The 17,161-nt window shown below is 55.4% G+C and carries 19 protein-coding genes; 15 read left to right on the forward strand and 4 right to left on the reverse strand.

Features of this window, described 5'->3' with window-relative positions; genetic code table 11:
- The coding region (locus tag IJN28_07235; protein ID MBQ6713560.1) for an asparaginase at positions 1 to 762 on the reverse strand (762 nt) is incomplete at its 3' end.
- The gene (gene cobT, locus IJN28_07240; protein ID MBQ6713561.1) at positions 759 to 2,534 is read right to left on the reverse strand and encodes a nicotinate-nucleotide--dimethylbenzimidazole phosphoribosyltransferase; all 1,776 of its coding nucleotides are present in this window, start codon (positions 2,532 to 2,534) and stop codon (positions 759 to 761) included. The genes cobT and IJN28_07235, both read right to left, overlap by 4 nt.
- 167 nt (positions 2,535 to 2,701) lie before the next feature.
- Here cobT and fsa point away from each other — a divergent pair, with 167 nt between their 5' ends.
- The 11 genes from fsa (at position 2,702) to IJN28_07295 (ending at position 12,079) form a co-directional block, all read left to right on the forward strand.
- On the forward strand, positions 2,702 to 3,349 hold the full coding sequence (gene fsa / locus IJN28_07245) for a fructose-6-phosphate aldolase (protein ID MBQ6713562.1): 648 nt from the start codon (positions 2,702 to 2,704) through the stop codon (positions 3,347 to 3,349).
- 110 nt (positions 3,350 to 3,459) lie between these two features.
- Positions 3,460 to 5,409 carry a spore germination protein gene (locus IJN28_07250; protein ID MBQ6713563.1) on the forward strand — a complete coding sequence of 650 codons (1,950 nt, stop codon included), beginning with the start codon at positions 3,460 to 3,462 and terminating at the stop codon, positions 5,407 to 5,409.
- 64 nt (positions 5,410 to 5,473) lie between these two features.
- Entirely contained in the window at positions 5,474 to 6,595 is a 1,122-nt protein-coding gene (locus tag IJN28_07255; protein ID MBQ6713564.1) for a GerAB/ArcD/ProY family transporter, read from the forward strand.
- Positions 6,567 to 7,808: a Ger(x)C family spore germination protein gene (locus IJN28_07260; GenBank protein ID MBQ6713565.1), complete on the forward strand. Its 1,242-nt coding sequence runs from the start codon at positions 6,567 to 6,569 to the stop codon at positions 7,806 to 7,808. Before IJN28_07255 ends, IJN28_07260 begins: the two co-directional genes overlap by 29 nt.
- A 13-nt stretch (positions 7,809 to 7,821) precedes the next feature.
- Complete coding sequence (locus IJN28_07265) at positions 7,822 to 7,986, forward strand: hypothetical protein (GenBank protein ID MBQ6713566.1); 165 nt, start codon at positions 7,822 to 7,824, stop codon at positions 7,984 to 7,986.
- A gap of 17 nt (positions 7,987 to 8,003) precedes the next feature.
- On the forward strand, positions 8,004 to 8,222 hold the full coding sequence (locus tag IJN28_07270) for a hypothetical protein (protein ID MBQ6713567.1): 219 nt from the start codon (positions 8,004 to 8,006) through the stop codon (positions 8,220 to 8,222).
- Between the two features lie 4 nt (positions 8,223 to 8,226).
- A complete protein-coding gene (locus IJN28_07275; GenBank protein ID MBQ6713568.1) occupies positions 8,227 to 10,008 on the forward strand; it encodes a carbon starvation protein A in 1,782 nt (593 codons plus the stop codon).
- Between the two features lie 101 nt (positions 10,009 to 10,109).
- Positions 10,110 to 10,304, forward strand: a complete 195-nt coding sequence (locus tag IJN28_07280; protein MBQ6713569.1) for a ferritin-like domain-containing protein — start codon at positions 10,110 to 10,112, stop codon at positions 10,302 to 10,304.
- A gap of 69 nt (positions 10,305 to 10,373) precedes the next feature.
- A complete protein-coding gene (locus IJN28_07285) occupies positions 10,374 to 10,676 on the forward strand; it encodes a spore coat protein (protein MBQ6713570.1) in 303 nt (100 codons plus the stop codon).
- Positions 10,677 to 10,804: 128 nt separating this feature from the next.
- Complete coding sequence (locus IJN28_07290; GenBank protein ID MBQ6713571.1) at positions 10,805 to 11,230, forward strand: transcriptional repressor; 426 nt, start codon at positions 10,805 to 10,807, stop codon at positions 11,228 to 11,230.
- A 210-nt stretch (positions 11,231 to 11,440) separates the two neighbouring features.
- Entirely contained in the window at positions 11,441 to 12,079 is a 639-nt protein-coding gene (locus IJN28_07295) for a TMEM165/GDT1 family protein (GenBank protein MBQ6713572.1), read from the forward strand.
- 84 nt (positions 12,080 to 12,163) lie between these two features.
- Here the strand turns inward: IJN28_07295 and deoC are convergent, their stop codons facing one another.
- Together deoC and IJN28_07305 are read right to left on the reverse strand one after the other, a co-directional pair.
- Positions 12,164 to 12,817 (reverse strand): deoxyribose-phosphate aldolase, encoded by a 654-nt coding sequence (gene deoC, locus IJN28_07300; protein MBQ6713573.1) that lies wholly within the window; start codon positions 12,815 to 12,817, stop codon positions 12,164 to 12,166.
- A 73-nt stretch (positions 12,818 to 12,890) separates the two neighbouring features.
- Positions 12,891 to 13,088, reverse strand: coding sequence for a hypothetical protein (locus IJN28_07305; protein MBQ6713574.1), 198 nt, complete (start codon positions 13,086 to 13,088; stop codon positions 12,891 to 12,893).
- A gap of 101 nt (positions 13,089 to 13,189) precedes the next feature.
- Between IJN28_07305 and IJN28_07310 the strand changes: the two genes are divergently transcribed.
- The 4 genes from IJN28_07310 to rlmH all read left to right on the forward strand — a co-directional run bounded on the left by IJN28_07310 (position 13,190) and on the right by rlmH (position 17,101).
- Positions 13,190 to 14,539: a phosphomannomutase/phosphoglucomutase gene (locus IJN28_07310; protein ID MBQ6713575.1), complete on the forward strand. Its 1,350-nt coding sequence runs from the start codon at positions 13,190 to 13,192 to the stop codon at positions 14,537 to 14,539.
- 162 nt (positions 14,540 to 14,701) lie between these two features.
- Entirely contained in the window at positions 14,702 to 15,505 is an 804-nt protein-coding gene (locus IJN28_07315) for an MBL fold metallo-hydrolase (protein MBQ6713576.1), read from the forward strand.
- Between the two features lie 13 nt (positions 15,506 to 15,518).
- A complete protein-coding gene (locus IJN28_07320) occupies positions 15,519 to 16,625 on the forward strand; it encodes a trypsin-like peptidase domain-containing protein (GenBank protein ID MBQ6713577.1) in 1,107 nt (368 codons plus the stop codon).
- Complete coding sequence (rlmH, locus tag IJN28_07325) at positions 16,622 to 17,101, forward strand: 23S rRNA (pseudouridine(1915)-N(3))-methyltransferase RlmH (protein MBQ6713578.1); 480 nt, start codon at positions 16,622 to 16,624, stop codon at positions 17,099 to 17,101. Before IJN28_07320 ends, rlmH begins: the two co-directional genes overlap by 4 nt.
- Positions 17,102 to 17,161 lie beyond the last annotated feature (60 nt).

The following is a 17,161-nucleotide window of genomic DNA, read 5'->3' on the forward strand; positions in this document are numbered from 1 at the left end:
GGCGTCGATGACAGCCTGACGGCAGGCGGGCGGGATATTGCCGCGACCGAAGCCTTCGAGGACGATACCGCTGACGCGTTTTTCGATCAGGCAGCGCAGGAGAAGGTCGTCTTGTCCTGTCGCCATTTTGACGAGGTAGACATCTTCGGCGAGCGTGTCGGTCGTGATATGTTCGCGCGCAAGCGGACGAGCGCGCCATACGATACGGTCTTCGTCTGCGTAGCCGAGTGCGCCCCATGCAGGCGAGGTGAAGGCGTGCGGATTGGCGCTGTGCGTCTTGGTGACGGAGCGGGCACTGTGTATCTCTTCGTTCATGACGACGAGGACGCCCATTTCGCCTGCCGCGTGATCGGAGGCGGTACGGACGGCGGTGAGGATATTTTTCGGGCCGTCGGCACTCGTTTCGTTTCCGCTTCGCATGGCGGCGGTGAGGCAGACGGGTTTTGTCGTGGTGAGTGTGAGGTCGAGGAGGTACGCCGTTTCTTCGACGGTATCGGTGCCGTGCGTGATGACGAAGCCTGCGACCGTGTCGTCTTCTGCAAGGCGGTCGATCTCTTTGGCAAGGGCGAGCATACGAGAAGGCGTCATATGCGGGCTGGGGATGTTGGAGAATTCGACGACTTCGAGCGGAAGCTCTGATGACAGTTCGGGGACGGCTTCTACGAGCTCGGCTCCGCTGACGGCAGGGACGAGGCCTTGTTTTTCTTGGTCGAATCGCATGGCGATGGTACCGCCCGTGCTGATGAGAATGATCTTTTTCATATCGTATCTCCTTTGATGTCTTGTTTCTGTCGATGCGAGCCGGGGCCGTCTTTGGCGATGGTGACGCCTGCTTCGCCGAATGTTTTCATATCGTTTAGCATATGGAGAGCTGCGTGCATGAGGGTAAAGCCGAGCATTGCGCCGAGCCCTTTTTCTGCGGAAAGGCCTAAGTGGAGCGGTGCAGGCAGGTCGAGCGTGTGCATCAGGTCGCGTACGTTTTCTTCCTGCGGACGATGCGCGGTGAAAAGGTAGTTACGGCAGAGCGGTTCTTGCTTGACGGCGCGCTCTGCGGCGGTGAGTGATGCTCTGCTGTCGAGGAAAACGGCGATGCGATGTGCTGATGCGCCGAGTATGATGCCTGTCATCGTATCGATGTCCGTTTCGTCGCCGAGCGCAAGTCCGATCATGCGGATGCCGTCACGTGCGGCAGATTCGGCGAGATTGATACCGCAGGCGATGTCGCCATGATGAGATACAGACTGCACTTCTGTTTTGACGGTGTGTGCCATGGCGAGGATAGCTGGGGATATATTCGGAGAGAATAGATAGAGCCGTTGTTTGCCTTGCTTGGGCGGGCGTGCTTCTTTGCGGATCCCTGCCAGACGAACGGCGAACTGTTCGAGCATACCGAGACTGCCGAGCGGTTTGCTGAGGTTGTCGATGAGGAGTTGGCATCGGTCACTGCTCGCGCGGTCGAGCGGACGTATCGTCGGTTCTGTCTGCACAGCGGTCGCGGTCTGTGGGTCTTTCGTGGTCGCCTGCTCTCCCGTATAGAGAGATATCGCGATGTCCAAGATAGCTTGGGCGATCGACGCGCCCGTACCTTCGCCGAGACGAAGTCTCATGTCGATGCAGGGCTTCAAGTTCAGGTGTCGGAGCATATGGACGTGTGCCTGCTCTGCCGACAGGTGCGAGCCTATCATATAGTCGCGGACGTTCGGCGCGAGGGCAGTTGCTATCATGGCGGCGGCAGAGGCGTTGAATCCGTCGATGATGACGACGGCACCGTATGCTCCTGCGCCGAGGATCGCGCCTGCCAGACAGCCAAGCTCATATCCGCCGACTTTCGCGAGAACGTCAAGCCCGTCAGACGGGTCGGGACGGTTGACGGCGAGTGCATCGGCGACGGCTTTTGTCTTGATGAGCATGCGCGCATCGGAGATACCTGTACCGCGTCCCGTTACCGCTTCGGCAGACATCCCCGTAAAAGCGGCGCAGATGGCGGCAGACGAGGTCGTGTTGCCGATGCCCATCTCACCGAGCGAGAACGAGCGGCAGCCTTCGGCGACTTTGTCCCGTACGAGCGCGATACCTACCTCAAGCGCACGCACCGCTTCTTCGCGTGTCATGGCAGGCCCTGCGGTAAAGTTTCGCGTACTGTATGCTATCTTTTTATGTATGAGATTCGGAATATCGGATACATCAGAAGCGATGCCGACATCGACGACGACCATATCGGCATGGGCGAAGTTCGCGAGCGCATTTGCTCCCGCACCGTGTGCGATGAGATAGTTTTTCGTCATTTCGACCGTCGTTTCGACAGGGTATGCGCTGATACCAAGCTCTGCGACACCGTGGTCGGCCACGGCGAGAATGAGGCATTTTTTCGGCACAGTCGGCATCGGGCTTTGCGTGACAGCACCGTAGCGAGCAGCGAGATCGGCGATGAGGTCGTCAATGCCCGTTCGGCGCGTGAAATCGGACGATATTTGTTGATATAGGGCGGTGTCAAGCGGCTTTATCGCTCGGCACGTATCGGTCAAGAGGGTCATGGTAAGCTCCTTCGTGTAAGATGATACTTTCATCATAGCACAAAACGGGACGAAACAGCAACGATATTCCATGAAAAGGAAATCGCAGGCAGGGAAACAGGCAGAAGCGTCGAATATATAGACAGATGATCGCCTGTGTGGGCAGGCAGAAGGGAATGGTGATACCAATGAAATTATTCTTGGATACAGCAAATGTAGATGAGATCAGAAAAGCGAACGACCTCGGCGTGATCTGCGGTGTAACGACGAACCCGTCGCTTATTGCCAAAGAAGGTCGTAATTTTGAAGAAGTCGTCAAAGAGATCTGCTCGATCGTAGACGGCCCTATCAGCGCAGAGGTCATCAGCCTCGACGCAGAAGGCATGGTAGCAGAAGCGATCCCGCTCGCGGCTATCCATCCGAACATTATCATTAAGATTCCGATGACGCTCGAAGGTCTCAAAGCGACGAAACAGCTTACGGCAAAAGGCATCAAAACGAACGTGACGCTTATCTTCTCGGCGAATCAGGCACTCCTTGCGGCTCGTGCAGGCGCAACGTACGTCAGCCCGTTCATCGGTCGTCTTGACGACATCAACCAAGATGGTATGGACGTGATCCGTGAGATCGCAGAGATGTTCAGCATCCACGGCATCAACAGCGAAATTATCGCGGCAAGCGTTCGTACGCCGCTTCATGTAACGCAGTCGGCTCTCGCAGGTGCGGATATTGCGACGGTTCCGTACAAAGTTATCGAAGCAATGAGCAAACATCCGCTCACGGACAAAGGCATCGAACGATTCCTCGCGGACTGGGAAACGGTCAAAAATAAATAATCGGTAAACACAAGGCGTATCGGCTTCGGTCGGTACGCTTTTTTTATGCGTGTGCGCTGATAAAGTCGCCCGTTTCGGTCATACTAACGAAAAGACGACGAAGGAGGGGTATGATGCGGTGGCAGTCGCTTTTTGCATGGCTTCGGTATCGGCCGAGCGAGGAGGCAGAACCGTTCGTCCTGCGGGAGAATACGGCGGACGATATCGCGCGTGCGATAACAGATGCCGATTCCTCGCGTGTGCAGGCGATGGCGGACGATATGAAGGCAGGCGAGAAGGAGAAAGATAGCCTTGCGTGCGGTGGTGGCGAGCAGACGACGGAGGTCGATAGCCGCGACGAGCAGACGACGGAGGTCGATAGCCGCGACGGGCAGACGACGGAGGACGATGGTCGCGACGGGCAGACGATGAAGGAAGGCAGGTCGCGCGGTGATGGAAAAGAGCAGTCTGCACAAGGGACATCGCATGATGCAGAGGACGATATCCTGCGCATGAAGCAGGCTGACTTCGCCCTGCGCGAGGACGAGCTTGCGCCTGTCATGCTCGCGTATCGGCACGGCTTTACCCAAGCAGAGGACGTGGCGGTCAGTCGTTCGCTCGAGGAGAATGCGAACGCGCTGGAGAGGCTGTATCATGCGGACAGGACGGACGACTTGAAACTGCGCTTTTTCACGCTGAAAAGTACGATGAAAAAAGGGCTTCTCCTTGCGTATATCGACGGCATGGTCGATGCGAAGCTTGCGACGCAGTCTGTCATCGAACCGCTGATGATTTTTGCCGAGGAGCGGGCGGTGCGTTCTGCCGATGTGATGGCAGAGCGTATCAGGCGGCAGTTTTTGCCGATGATGCAGACGGTGGAGGCGAAGGATTTCGGCATGGTCGTCAAGGTGCTCAACAAGGGCGGCGGTGCGCTTTTTATCGAGGAGAGCGATACTGCGTTTCTCCTTGAGATGGCAGGCTATCCGATGCGCGCTGTCGGCAAGGCGCAGATCGAAGAAACGGTGCGCGGTTCGCAGGCCTCGTTTACCGAATCGATGCGCGGTAATATCTCGCAGGTACGTGCGCTCATTCGAAGCGAAAATCTCGTTGCCGAGGTGGTGACGGTCGGGCGCATCAATCGGAAGGAGTGTGCGATCCTGTCGGTCGACGGTATCGTCAATCCGTCGCTCGTACGTGAGATGAAACGGCGCATAGAGGGCGTGACGGTCGATCATGTGTTCGACTGCGGTGCGCTGATGCAGTTTTTGACGGAGCGGAGGACGCAGTTTCCGCAGATGCTGACGACGGAGCGTCCCGACCGTACGGCAGAAGCACTCATGCAGGGGCGTGTGGCGATCCTCTTGGACGGCGACCCGTTCGCGTCTGTTGTGCCTGCGCTGTTGTGGGATTTTTTCCATAGTACGGAGGATTATGAGATGCGTCCGCCGAGTGCGCTCTTTATGCGGGTGCTTCGCTATCTCGGTGCGCTCGTGACGATGCTGTTGCCGGGACTTTATATCGCGCTGACATATTTTCATCAGGAGGCGATACCGACGCAGCTGCTCGTCGTGATCGCAGGGTATCGTCAGATGGTGCCGTTTCCGTCGCTTATCGAGATGCTCCTTCTGATCGTTTCGTTCGAGTTTATCCGCGAAGCGACGCTCCGTGTGCCTTCGAGGCTCGGTGGGTCTATCAGTATCGTCGGTGCTATCATCTTGGGGCAGGCGGCCGTTACGGCGAAGCTCGTCAGTCCCGTGCTTGTCGTCGTCGTTGCGCTGACGGGTCTGGCATCGTATATCCTGCCCGAATATCGGTTCGCGTTCTCGCTGCGCGTCTGCCAGTATGCGTTTTTGATAGCGGGCGGTATGACAGGGCTCGTCGGTATCAGTCTTTTATTGGTGCTTCTTCTCATCGACCTTGCAGGCATGGCATCGTTCGGCGTGCCGTTCCTCTCTCCGCTGATGCCGCGTGCGTCGGGCGGATACGGCGAGGAAGATGTGCGCCCCGATGTCTTGAGCCCTGTGCGCATCGTCAAAGCAGAGGGCGGCGGCAAGCGGTGGCAGAAGGAGGCGCGTGAATGATGGGTAGCGGTATCGGTCAGTTCGCCCAAGGCGTGGACGGCAGGCACCAAAAGGAGGCAGGCGAATGAGAGAGCGCGGGATCAGTCATCGGGAGGCGAGTGCGCTCGTCTGGATATGCGTACTGCCGTCGATGTTTTTGCTGGAGCCTAGCATGAGCATTGCGCGGGCAGGGACGAGTGCGTATCTTGTGAAGGTCGGGAGCGGTCTGGTGTTTTTCGCGCTCGCGTGGTGGATGATGGTGATGGTCGAAAGGTATGCTGCGCGTGCGGGTGCGTTCACGTTTGGCGACTTTCTTGCGCATTATTTAACAAGAGGTGTGGCGCGGTGCGTGCTGGCTCTGTGGGCAGGGCTTTTTCTGGTGCATCTTATCCTTTTGCTGAGGACGGTCGCGGAGAGTACGGCCAAGACGGCACTCGGGCAGTCGGAGATATCGCTTCCGCTCGTTTTGTTCGGCGGTGCGATGATGCTCGGTGTACGATATCGGCTGACGGCGCTTCTTCGGGCATCGTATCTGCTCGCGCTCTTTGCGGGCGGTCTGGTGGCAGTATTGGTTCTGTTTCTTTTGCCGATGATGCAGGCAGAACTGCTTTTGCCGTGGCAGGGATACGGCCATGCGGTGACAGCTCGCGAGGTGGTCTTTGATGTGGGCTCGTGGTGTGCGGGGACGGCTGTCTTTCTTCTCTTTCCGATGATGCGGGCGGAGAAGGGGGCGCGTCGTGCGCTGTCGGGCGGTGTTGCCGTCGTGATGGTGATAAAATGTGCGGTGATTCTGTCTGCACTCAGTGTATTCGGCGCGGTCGTGGGGGCGGAGCGGTCGTTTCTTTTTTACGAAATGGCAAAGCTCGTCCATTTTTCGCAGTACATTCAGCGTGTCGAAGCCATCTTTGTCTGCGCGTGGGTGATGGTCGTATTCCTTGCGATGATCGTGCTCGTTCGCGTGATCGTGATGCTTCTCGTTGATGCGCTCGCTGTGAGGGAAGGTCGTCCGCTCTCGATGCTCGTCATCTCGCTCGCGTCTGTCTGCGCACTTCTCGTCAGCGACTTGGCAAGTACCGTCCAAACGAACGAACTGCTCACGTATACCGTCCTGCCTTTTGCGTTTTTTGTCATAGTCGGTGCGGTGACGGTCGGATATATCTTGAGAAGGAGGGATACCTGTGCGATGCGTGTGGGTCGTAATGATTAGCGTATGCCTTCTGCTGATGACAGGCTGTCGCAGTAATGCCGAGATAGACGATTATTCGTATGCGATGATGATCGGTGTCGATCGCGCACAGGGCGAAACGGGCGAATACGTGTTCACGTACCGCGTCATCTTACCGCAGGCGTTTGCAGGTGACGGCAAGGCCAAGGACGACGAGAAGGCGCGTCTTGTCAGCGTGAAGGCATCGTCGCTCTCCGAGAGCTACAAGCTCGTCAGTCTGGCGATGAACAGACAGCTCAACGCGACACATATCGTCGGGTTCGTATTCAGCGAAGACGTGGCAAAAGAAGGTATTTACGATATCGTTTCCTCGATGAACAAAAGCGTTCTGTTTCGCAATTCTGTCGTCCTCGTCGTCAGCCAAGATTCGGCTAAGACGTTCATCGAGAAGAACAAAGCCCCGTTCGAGGTCTTTCCCTCGCGATGGACGGAGAGTTTACGCGACAATCAGATGCGCAGCGGGGCGTATTTCGTCAGCGATGCAAGAGAGTTCTATCGGCGGTCGCGCGAACCTCTGCGCGCAGGCGTGCTGACATATGCAGGTGTCACGAAGGGCAGTCTTGATGCGAAGGGAAGTCCGATCACGTCTGCGAGTGAAGAGCGCGGTTATACGGTAGATTCACTGCCGCGCGAGGGCGGATCGGAGGCGATCGCTGTCGGCTCGGCTGTATTCGTCGATTGGAAGATGGTCGGCACGCTCACATCGGCGGAATCGCTCGGCGGTACGATGCTCGAAAAAGTGCTTCGCGTACCGCTCGATATCGTCGATCCGCGCGGCAGCGGACAGGTCTACTCGTTCGGCGTGCGGACAGCTCTGCCGAAGATAGACGTGCGGATCGTAAACGGGCGCATGGTCGCCGATGTGAGCGTCAGCGGTGTCGCAGAGATGATGGAACTTCGTTATGAAGCGGACGAACAGTCGGGCGATGTGTACGCGCTCTTAGAGGAGGAGCTTGGGCGCACGGTCGAATCGTCCGTCCATGCGTATCTGACGAAAACGAAGGCGTGGGGCGCGGACTGCATCGGTCTTGCCAACCATTGCCGAAAAGAGAGCGCCACTCTTACGGAATGGTCACAGCGCGACTGGCAGAAGCTCTACCGTGACGCGGATATCCGCGTGCACGCAAGCATCGTCATCAAACGGCGCGGTTACCATCGTGACGAGATGCACGGCGGTGATGCGTTCGCCATGTGAGGAGGTGAGGCGGTTGTATAAGGCGATACTGCTCGCAGGCGCACTCTTGTCAGCATTGCATACAGGCGACTGGGCTAGGTACTTGTGGCAGAGAGGTAAGCGACCGCAGGCGGCAGTCATATCCCTCTTGTGCGCGCTCGTTCTCGTACTTGCCGTCCGCGCAGTCGGTGTCGTGTAAGAGGGGGTGTGTCGGGTATGGCATATGGCGGCAGGCTGTCATCATCGCGTAAGAAGACTATGTGCGTCGTCGTTGCGGAAAGAAGCTGTTTTGACAAGAATAGCAGTACCAAAGAACATGATTTTGTGGTATGCTGTTTTTATGAACAGAAGCGAAACCAAGAGCTGTTTATGCTCTTGGTTTCGTTTGTATCGGAACAGACGGCAGGATGCTGTCGTAGTCAAAAGGAGGAATAGTTCAATGAATGGTCTTTATATGGTCATTGTGGCGGCACTCGTGCTGACGATATGCTACCGCTATTACGGCGCATTTTTGGCCGCTAAGGTATTGGCGTTCGATTCGAATCGTACGACGCCTGCCGTAGAATTTGAGGACGGACATGATTATGTACCGACGAACAAGTGGGTCACGTTCGGTCATCATTTTGCGGCGATCGCAGGGGCAGGCCCTCTCGTCGGCCCGATATTGGCGGCGCAGTTCGGCTACCTGCCGGGCATGCTGTGGATCCTCATCGGTGTATGTCTCGGTGGTGCGGTGCATGATATGGTCATCATGTTCGCATCTATCCGTCATAAAGGCTTGTCGCTTGCGGAGATCGCCAAAGCCGAGATCGGCAAAAAGACAGGCTTCGTCGCGTCTGTTGCTATCATCTGTATCCTCATCATCTCGATGGCAGGCATGGCGATCGCCGTTGCCAATGCGCTCTTTAACAGCCCGTGGGGTGTCTTTACCGTCGGTATGACGATCCCGATCGCGCTGTTTGTCGGTCTGTATATGCGTTGTATCCGTCCCGGCAAGATCGGAGAAGCATCGCTCATCGGTGTCGTGCTCGTCCTGGCGGCAGTCGGCTTCGGCCCTGTCATCGAGCAGTCTTCCTTAGCACCGTACTTCACGCTCAGCCGATTCCAGCTCGATCTTCTGCTGCCGATCTACGGATTCGTCGCATCGGCTCTGCCTGTCTGGCTTCTCTTGGCACCGCGCGACTATCTCAGTACATATATGAAGATCGGTACCATCGGTGCGCTTGCACTCGGTATCCTCATCGTACAGCCTGATATCAAGATGCCTGCCATCACCGAGTTCATCTCGGGCGGCGGTCCTGTCGTCCCCGGCCCCGTATGGCCGTTCGTCTGTATGACGATCGCCTGCGGTGCCATCTCGGGATTCCATGCCATCATCTCGACCGGTACGACACCGAAGATGCTCACGAACGAAAATGAGATACTGCCTGTCGGCTTCGGTGCGATGCTGACAGAAGGCTTCGTCGCTATCATGGCACTCGTTGCCGCAACGAGCCTCATTCCTGCCGACTATTTTGCCATCAACAGCAGACCCGAAGTCTTTGCTACGCTCGGCATGACCGTACAAGAACTGCCCAACCTCTCTGCGATGGTCGGTGAAGATGTCACAGGCCGCCCCGGCGGTGCCGTATCGCTCGCCGTCGGTATGGCGTACATCTTCGCACGTATCCCCGGCCTCGAACAGCTGATGTCGTTCTTCTATCATTTCACCATCATGTTCGAAGCACTCTTTATCCTGACCGTTATCGATGCCGGTACGCGCGTCGGCCGTTACCTCCTGCAGGAGATCGGCGGTATGGTCTACAAACCGCTCGGTGACGTCAACTGGAAGCCCGGCGTTATCCTGTGCAGTGCGCTCATCTCCGTGGCGTGGGGCAGTCTTGTATTCGGCGGCTCTATCTCCTCCATCTGGCCCGTGTTCGGCCTGGCGAATCAGCTTCTCGCCGGCATGACACTTGCCATCGGTACGACCGTCATCATTCGTATGGGCAAGCAAAAATATGCGTGGACGACGATCCTGCCGCTTTGTTTCCTCGTCACGACCGTTTTGACAGCAGGTGTCTACAACATCTTCGAATTCTACCTGCCCAAAGGACAGATCAGTCTTGCACTCATCAGCGCAGGCATGATGATCCTCGTCGTATTCATCATCGTCGATGCCGTCAGAACGTGGATACGCGTTTTGCGCGAAAACAAGCTCGAAACGAAAAAAGCCGCATAATAAGACGAAACGAAAGGACACCTGCGGGTGTCCTTTTTTTGCGCATAAAAAGGAATATCCTGCACAAACTACAGACGGATAAACGAAAGGGGGAATCACTTGTGATCACGCAAAAAGAGCTTATGCTCCTCGATGACTTTCTCTCGCACGTGCAGACTACAGCGGACATCATGAATCACGTAGCCGCCGAGCTTACCGACTCGCAGGCCAAACAGCTCTGTCAGCAGTTCGCACAGCGCGAACAGCAGCATTTCCAAACGATGAGCAAGCACCTCAACGCAGGACAGAAATTGTAGGGGAGGAATATTAGAGTGGCATTCAATCAGAATATGCAGGGCGCGCAGAATCAGCAGAATCAGCAGAATATGCAGGGCGCGCAGAATCAGCAGGGCGGCGTGAACGGACAGGGCGCACAGGTGACGGAGGAGAGCCTTATGAATCTCGCGCTCAACGAAACGAAGCTGATGGCAGGTTCTATCAATACGTATATCTTAGAAGCGTCCGACGATGCGCTCCGACGCGACTATATGACGGTGCTCGGCGATATCTACAGCCAGCAGAAACAGCTCTTTGACTGCATGGAGCAAAAAGGCTACTATCAGCTTGCCGATGCGACCGCCGAAGAAGTCGCACAGACACGTGCCAAATTCCAAAACGCAGGTAATTGACAGATGCGGAGAGGCAGAAAATAACTGCTTCTCCGCTTTACTTAGTTATTGACAAAGAAAGAAAACTAATTTATAATAAGAATTGTTATCCAATGATAAAATATTTCAGATAAAAAGGAGGATTTTCCATGAACGAACAGTCGATCACCGATATGCTTCGCACAAAAGGATTCAAAGTAACACCGCAGAGATTGGCTGTATATCGTACGCTGGCAGAATCGAAGGAACATCCGAGTGCCGAGATGATCTTCTCACAGCTCAAAGAAACGTTCCCGACGATGAGCCTTGCGACTGTATACAAGACTGTTGATGTATTGGCGGAGATCGGATTGGTACAGAAGCTGAATGTAGGAGAAGACAGCTTCCGCTATGACGCTTGGGTGGAAGACCACTCCCATATTCGTTGTACGAGCTGTGGTCGCGTCGACGATCTTACCGATTTTGATGCCGCGCCGATCCTCGAGGCAGCAGGTATCGGTACGGATTACCGCATCACGGGTCAGCAGTTCTATTTCTACGGTGTTTGCAAAGAATGTCAGAAAAAACAACAGTAAGCCTTGTCCGTTACGGACGAGTGCGGTATAATGAGATTGCTTGAATGGGAGTAGCTCGTTAGGATCGTGTCAACATACTGACCTATGGGGTCTGGCACGGTCGTTGACTTACCGTCAATAGTGAGACATTCGGCATAGCATTGCTATGTCGGATGTCTTTTGTTTTAGAGGAGATAATGAAGAAGGTTACATAGAAGAGAGGGAACAGGTATGATGTCTTTTATTACAGCAACGATCGTCGTCGTGCTCGCGGAGATGGGTGACAAGACACAGCTTCTGGCGATGGCGTTCGCGGCGAAATATCCGTGGAAAACGGTCATGGCGGCGATCTTCGCCGCGACGGTGGCAAATCACTTGCTCGCCGTATTGGTGGGAAGCTGGGTGACGCAGTTCGTTTCGGTGGAAACGATGGGGCTGATCGCAGGGGTATCGTTCGTTTTGTTCGGTCTGTGGACGATACGCGGTGATACGCTCGACGGAGAAGACCGCGACCGTAAGTACAGCGCATTTATGACGGTCATGATAGCGTTCTTCCTCGCGGAGATGGGCGACAAAACGCAGTTCGCGACGATCGTTCTCGCGGCACAGCTCGGCGAGGTCATTCCCGTATGGATGGGGACGACGACAGGCATGATGATCGCCGACGGTATCGGTATCTTCGTCGGTGCGGTGCTCGGCAGTCGTATTCCCGAACGTCAGGTCAAATGGGGCGCGGCCATCATCTTTATGCTGTTCGGCCTCTATGGCATCTGGGATGCACTTCCGCTTACATATCAGACGGTGTATACGGCAGGTGCGATGGCACTTGTCTGCACGGGAGCTTCCTACCTAGTGAATAAAATGGGATAAAAAAAGCAGACCCTTCATCGGGGTCTGCTTTTTTTATTACTCGTTCGCTTTATAGTGTTTTTGTATTGTTCAGTTTTACTTACCTCAACCTGTGACGATGGCGACACCTGCGCTCGTGCCGATGCGGTCTGCGCCTGCTTCGATCATGGCGAGGGCATCTGCTTTCGTGCGGATACCGCCCGACGCTTTGATGCGGCAGGAGGCGTTTTTCTGTTCGATGGTACGGCGAAGAAGTGCGACGTCTTCTACCGTAGCACCGCCGCCGATGAAGCCTGTGGAGGTCTTGACGAAGTCGGCACCTGCTTCGATCGTGCATTCTGTCGCGCGGATTTTTTCGTCGTCGGTGAGCTGGCTCGTTTCGATGATGACTTTTACCTTAGCATCGTCCGAGGCTTCGACGACGGCGCGGATATCGGCGGTAACGGCGTCCCACATACCCGATTTGATCGCGCCGACGTTTATTACCATGTCGATCTCGTCCGCTTTGTTTTCTACGGCATCTTTCGTTTCGGCGACTTTTACCGCAGTCGTAGAGCTGCCGAGCGGAAAGCCGATGACGGTCGCAACGTTGACACCTGTACCTCTAAGCTGGTTGGCGGCAAGGCCGACATAGCATGGCGGTACGCAGACAGCGGCGAACTTGTGTGCGGCGGCTTCTTCGCAGAGCTTGATGATGTCGGTGACGGATGTGGTAGGCTTCAGGATGGTATGGTCGATGTATGTGCTGAGTTCTCGCATGAGTATCTCTCCTTCGTTGTGTGTGATATCTCTATTGTACCATACACGCGCGGCCGCCGTACAGAGCGGTCTGCTATTCGTCCGTTTTGCGGTCGGTGCGCAGGTGATCGAGGAGCGCGCAGATCTCGCTCGTTTTTTCGAGGAGGGCGCGGTTCTGTTCGATCAGCACGTCTTGACGGCGGAGCGTTTCGGTGAGGAGGTTTTTGACGAGCAGGTTATTTTCCGCGACGCCCGAGAGGAGCGTTTTGGCCATTTTTTCAAGGCTTGCCATGAAGTATCCCCTTTCTGTGAAAAAAGCGGTTCTCAACGAGAGCCGACTTGCGGTATAATATGATTTAGGGAAAATTTTTGTGCTGGAAACGGAGATAAAAGATGAGTATTTTCAAAGCGTGTGATATCAGAGGAATAGCAGACAGAGATCTGACGAATGAGGCAGCGACTGCCATTGCGCGTGCGCTCGGCGTAAAGCTGACAGGCAAGACGGTCGTCGTCGGCGGTGATGTGCGGTATTCGACGCCGCGCCTCAAGGACATCATGGTGCGTGAGCTTGTGGCGAGCGGCTGTCATGTGAAGGATATCGGCATCGTGGCGACGCCTGTATTTTATTATGCCATCGATATGCTCGATGCGGACGGCGGTATCATGGTGACGGCTTCGCATAATTCGGCACCGCATAACGGCTTTAAGATGGTGTTCGGCTCTGCGCCTATCACGGAAGGTGATGTGCAGGAGGTGCGCCGTATGACGGAAGCAGGTTTGGTGGTACGTGCGGACGGTACGTGTGAAGAGGTCGCGGTCATCGGATCGTACCAAACGGCGATGGCAGAGCTTAGTGCGCACGGTTCGATGAAGATCGTCGTCGATGCGGGCGGCGGTGCGACGAGCCATATCGCGCCCGAGCTGTTCCGCCGATGCGGATATGATGTGGTGGAGCTGTTCTGCGATATCGACCCCGACTTTTCGAACAGACCGCCCAATCCTGCGATCCCTGCGAATCTGGCGAAACTCGGTGAGGCGGTACGCGCCCATGGTGCGAAGCTCGGTATCGGCTTCGACGGTGACGGCGACCGTGCGGGATTCGTCGATGAACTGGGTCGCGCGATCGACAACGACAAGATGCTCGTTCTCTTAGCAGAGGAATTTCTCGCGAAGGAAAAGGGCGCGGTCATCTACGATGCGAAATGCTCGATGCTCGTACCCGAAGGTATCCGTAAGGCGGGCGGTCGTCCTGTGATGGCGCGCGCAGGCCATACGTTCTGCAAGGCGGCCTTTCAACGGGAGAACGCCGTATTCGCAGGCGAGATCAGCGGACATTTCTTCTTCCGCGAGCTCGGTCACGACGATGGGATGTTCGCAGGGCTCAAGATGTGCGAGAGCGTAGAAAAGCACGGCTCGCTCGCGAAGATGGCAGACAGACTGCCAAGCTATATCCTGACGGACGAGTACCGCGTGAAGGCTGACGACTACGATATGCCGAAGACGCTTGACAGAATCGCCGAGCGACTGGCAGACCATCAGCCGAACAGGATAGACGGCGTGCGCATTGAAACGGAAGACGGCTGGGGCATGATTCGCGCCTCGGTAACGGAGCCGATCTTCACGCTCCGCTTCGAGGGCAAGACGGACGCGTTCATCGCAGAGATGAAACAGCTCTTTTTGTCGGCGATGGACGAAGAACTGGCAAAGCGCGTGAGAGTTTCGTTTTCTGCGAGCGAACAATAAGCGTTTTGTCGGGATCGGACGAAAAACGGCAGAGCGCGTGCAGGTTTTGTTCGATGCATAAGCAAAAACAAATGATTTTCAAAGAAAGACGAGATACTATGGAAGAGAACCATGGAGAAGTCTTGTCTTTTATCGGAATAGATCAAAAAAAGAGGGACATGAATGAAGGTTCATATATTGGCAAGCGGCTCTGCGGGCAATGCGACGTGCATCGAGATGGGGGATAGTCGATTCCTGCTCGATGCAGGCATCAGTGCACGCAGGCTGAAACAAGGTCTGTCGGAGGTCGGGATATTGCCCGAGTCGATAGACGGCATTTTTATTACGCATGAACACATCGACCATATCAAAGGGCTGGCGACGTTTACGAAGAAGTACCGTACGCCCGTCTTTGCAAGACGCGACACCTTCCTTGCGATGGGGTGTCGGATGGAGCTTCCGCAGGAGTGCATACGGGTATTGCCCGAGCGCATGGTCTGGCAGGATATCGAGGTATCGTCATTTTCGACACTGCATGATGCGGCAGACCCCGTCGGCTACACGTTCGCGTTCGGCGGTGAGAAGCTCGGACTTGCGACCGACCTCGGATTCGTCACCGAGCGCGTCAAAGAAGAGCTTTCGGGCTCGGACGTACTCATCTTCGAGGCGAATCACGATCTCGATATGCTCAAGAACGGCTCGTATCCGCCGATGCTGAAACGGCGCATCATGAGCAGCCGCGGACACCTCGCGAACGATGCGGCGGCGTGGGCACTCGCGCAGATACTCGGCGAGAAGCAAGCGACCGTATTTTTGGCGCATCTCAGCCAAGAGAACAACGAACCGCGAAGAGCATGGGACACCGTCGCGAATATCTTGGACAGCCAAGGATTCCGTCACGGCAGAGAGATCGACTTACGCCTTACGATGCCTGCGGAAACGGTCAGCATAGACAAAGAAACAGAACAGCTTTTGTTCGGACAATAGAAGGGGGATCATTATGTTTGATAAAAAGAAAGTAAAACCGTATCTTGTGGCACTTCTTATCGGTGCCTTCATCGGCGGCGGCTTCGGTGTCGGCTGTGCGAACCTTGCAGGAAACGAAACACCGCAGTCGCATACGCTCAACCTGAAAACGCCCGATATCGGAAACATTTCCGCATCGCGCATGACACCTGCCGTCGTAGCGGCGCAAAAGGCAGGCCCTGCCGTCGTCGGTATCACGAACAAAGCCGTCGTCCGCGACTGGTTCACCAACCGTTCGGAACTCGTCGAAAAAGGAACAGGCTCGGGCGTTGTCATCGATGCCAAGGGCTATATCGTAACGAACAACCACGTTATCGAAGGCGCGAAAGAGATCGTTGTATCGTTCGCAGACGGTACGACGGTAGAAGGCAAGCTCATCGGCAGCGACCCTGTGACCGATCTTGCTGTTGTTAAAGTCGATGTCAAAAACCTCCCCGTAGCAGAGCTCGGTGACTCGGATGCGCTCATCGTCGGTGAGCCTGCTGTTGCCATCGGCAATCCACTCGGTCTTGAATTCCAGGGCAGTGTGACGAGCGGTGTCGTCAGCGCGCTCAACCGTTCGCTCGATGTCGGCGATCGCAAGTTCAAGCTTATCCAGACGGATGCCGCTATCAATCCCGGTAACTCGGGCGGTGCGCTCGTCAATGCAGACGGTCAGGTCATCGGCATCAATACGGTCAAACTCGTTGTCAAAGGCGTCGAAGGCATGGGTTTCGCTATCCCCATCAATTCCGTACGCCCCATCGTAGAGGATCTGGTTGCCAAAGGCCGTATCGCACGTGCTTATATGGGCATCAACGTGTTGGAAAAAGAACAAGCCTTGCAGGCGGGCTATCCGTATGAAATTGAAAAAGGTGTCGTAGTCGTCAATATCGGAGATGGTACTCCTGCCGCGAATGTTGGTATGCGCCGCGGCGATGTTATCATTCGACTTGGTCAGCATGACATTAACAAATTCTCCGACCTTCGTCAGGCACTCGATGCACACCGCGCAGGCGATCATGTGAAGATCGACATCATTCGTGCAGGACAGCCGATGACGATCGACATCGTGCTTGGGGAAGTGCCTGTGAAGAAATGAAAATAACGATCGTAACAGCAGGTAAGATAAAAGAAAAATATCTCGCTGACGGTATCAAGGAGTTTCTCAAACGACTGACGCCGTACGCGAATGTCAAAATAGTGGAGATCAGTGAAGAACGTATGCCCGATGCACCCTCCGATGCCGAAAAAGCGGCGGTGCTTGCCAAAGAAGGCGAACGCCTCTTAAAGCAAGTTCCGCAGGGAAGCCGCCTCATCGTTCTCGACGTCGTAGGCAAAGCCATCTCGTCTGAAGAACTGTCGGCTCATATCGACGACCTCTGCGTCAAAGGGACGAGCCATCTCACCTTCCTCATTGGCGGAGCATTCGGCCTCTCCGATGAAGTGCGCCGCGCCGCCGATGAACGCATCAGCTTCTCTCGCATGACCTTCACCCACCAGATGATACGCCTCCTCCTCGTAGAACAGATATACCGCGCATTCAAGATTGAAGAGGGTTCGGGATATCATAAATAGGGAGGATTTTTTATGGATTACAGAGCAGAATATGAAAGATGGCTTGCGGCAGAATGCCTA

The sequence above is a fragment of the Selenomonadales bacterium genome (assembly GCA_017442105.1).
Lineage (GTDB): Bacteria > Bacillota > Negativicutes > RGIG982 > RGIG982 > RGIG982.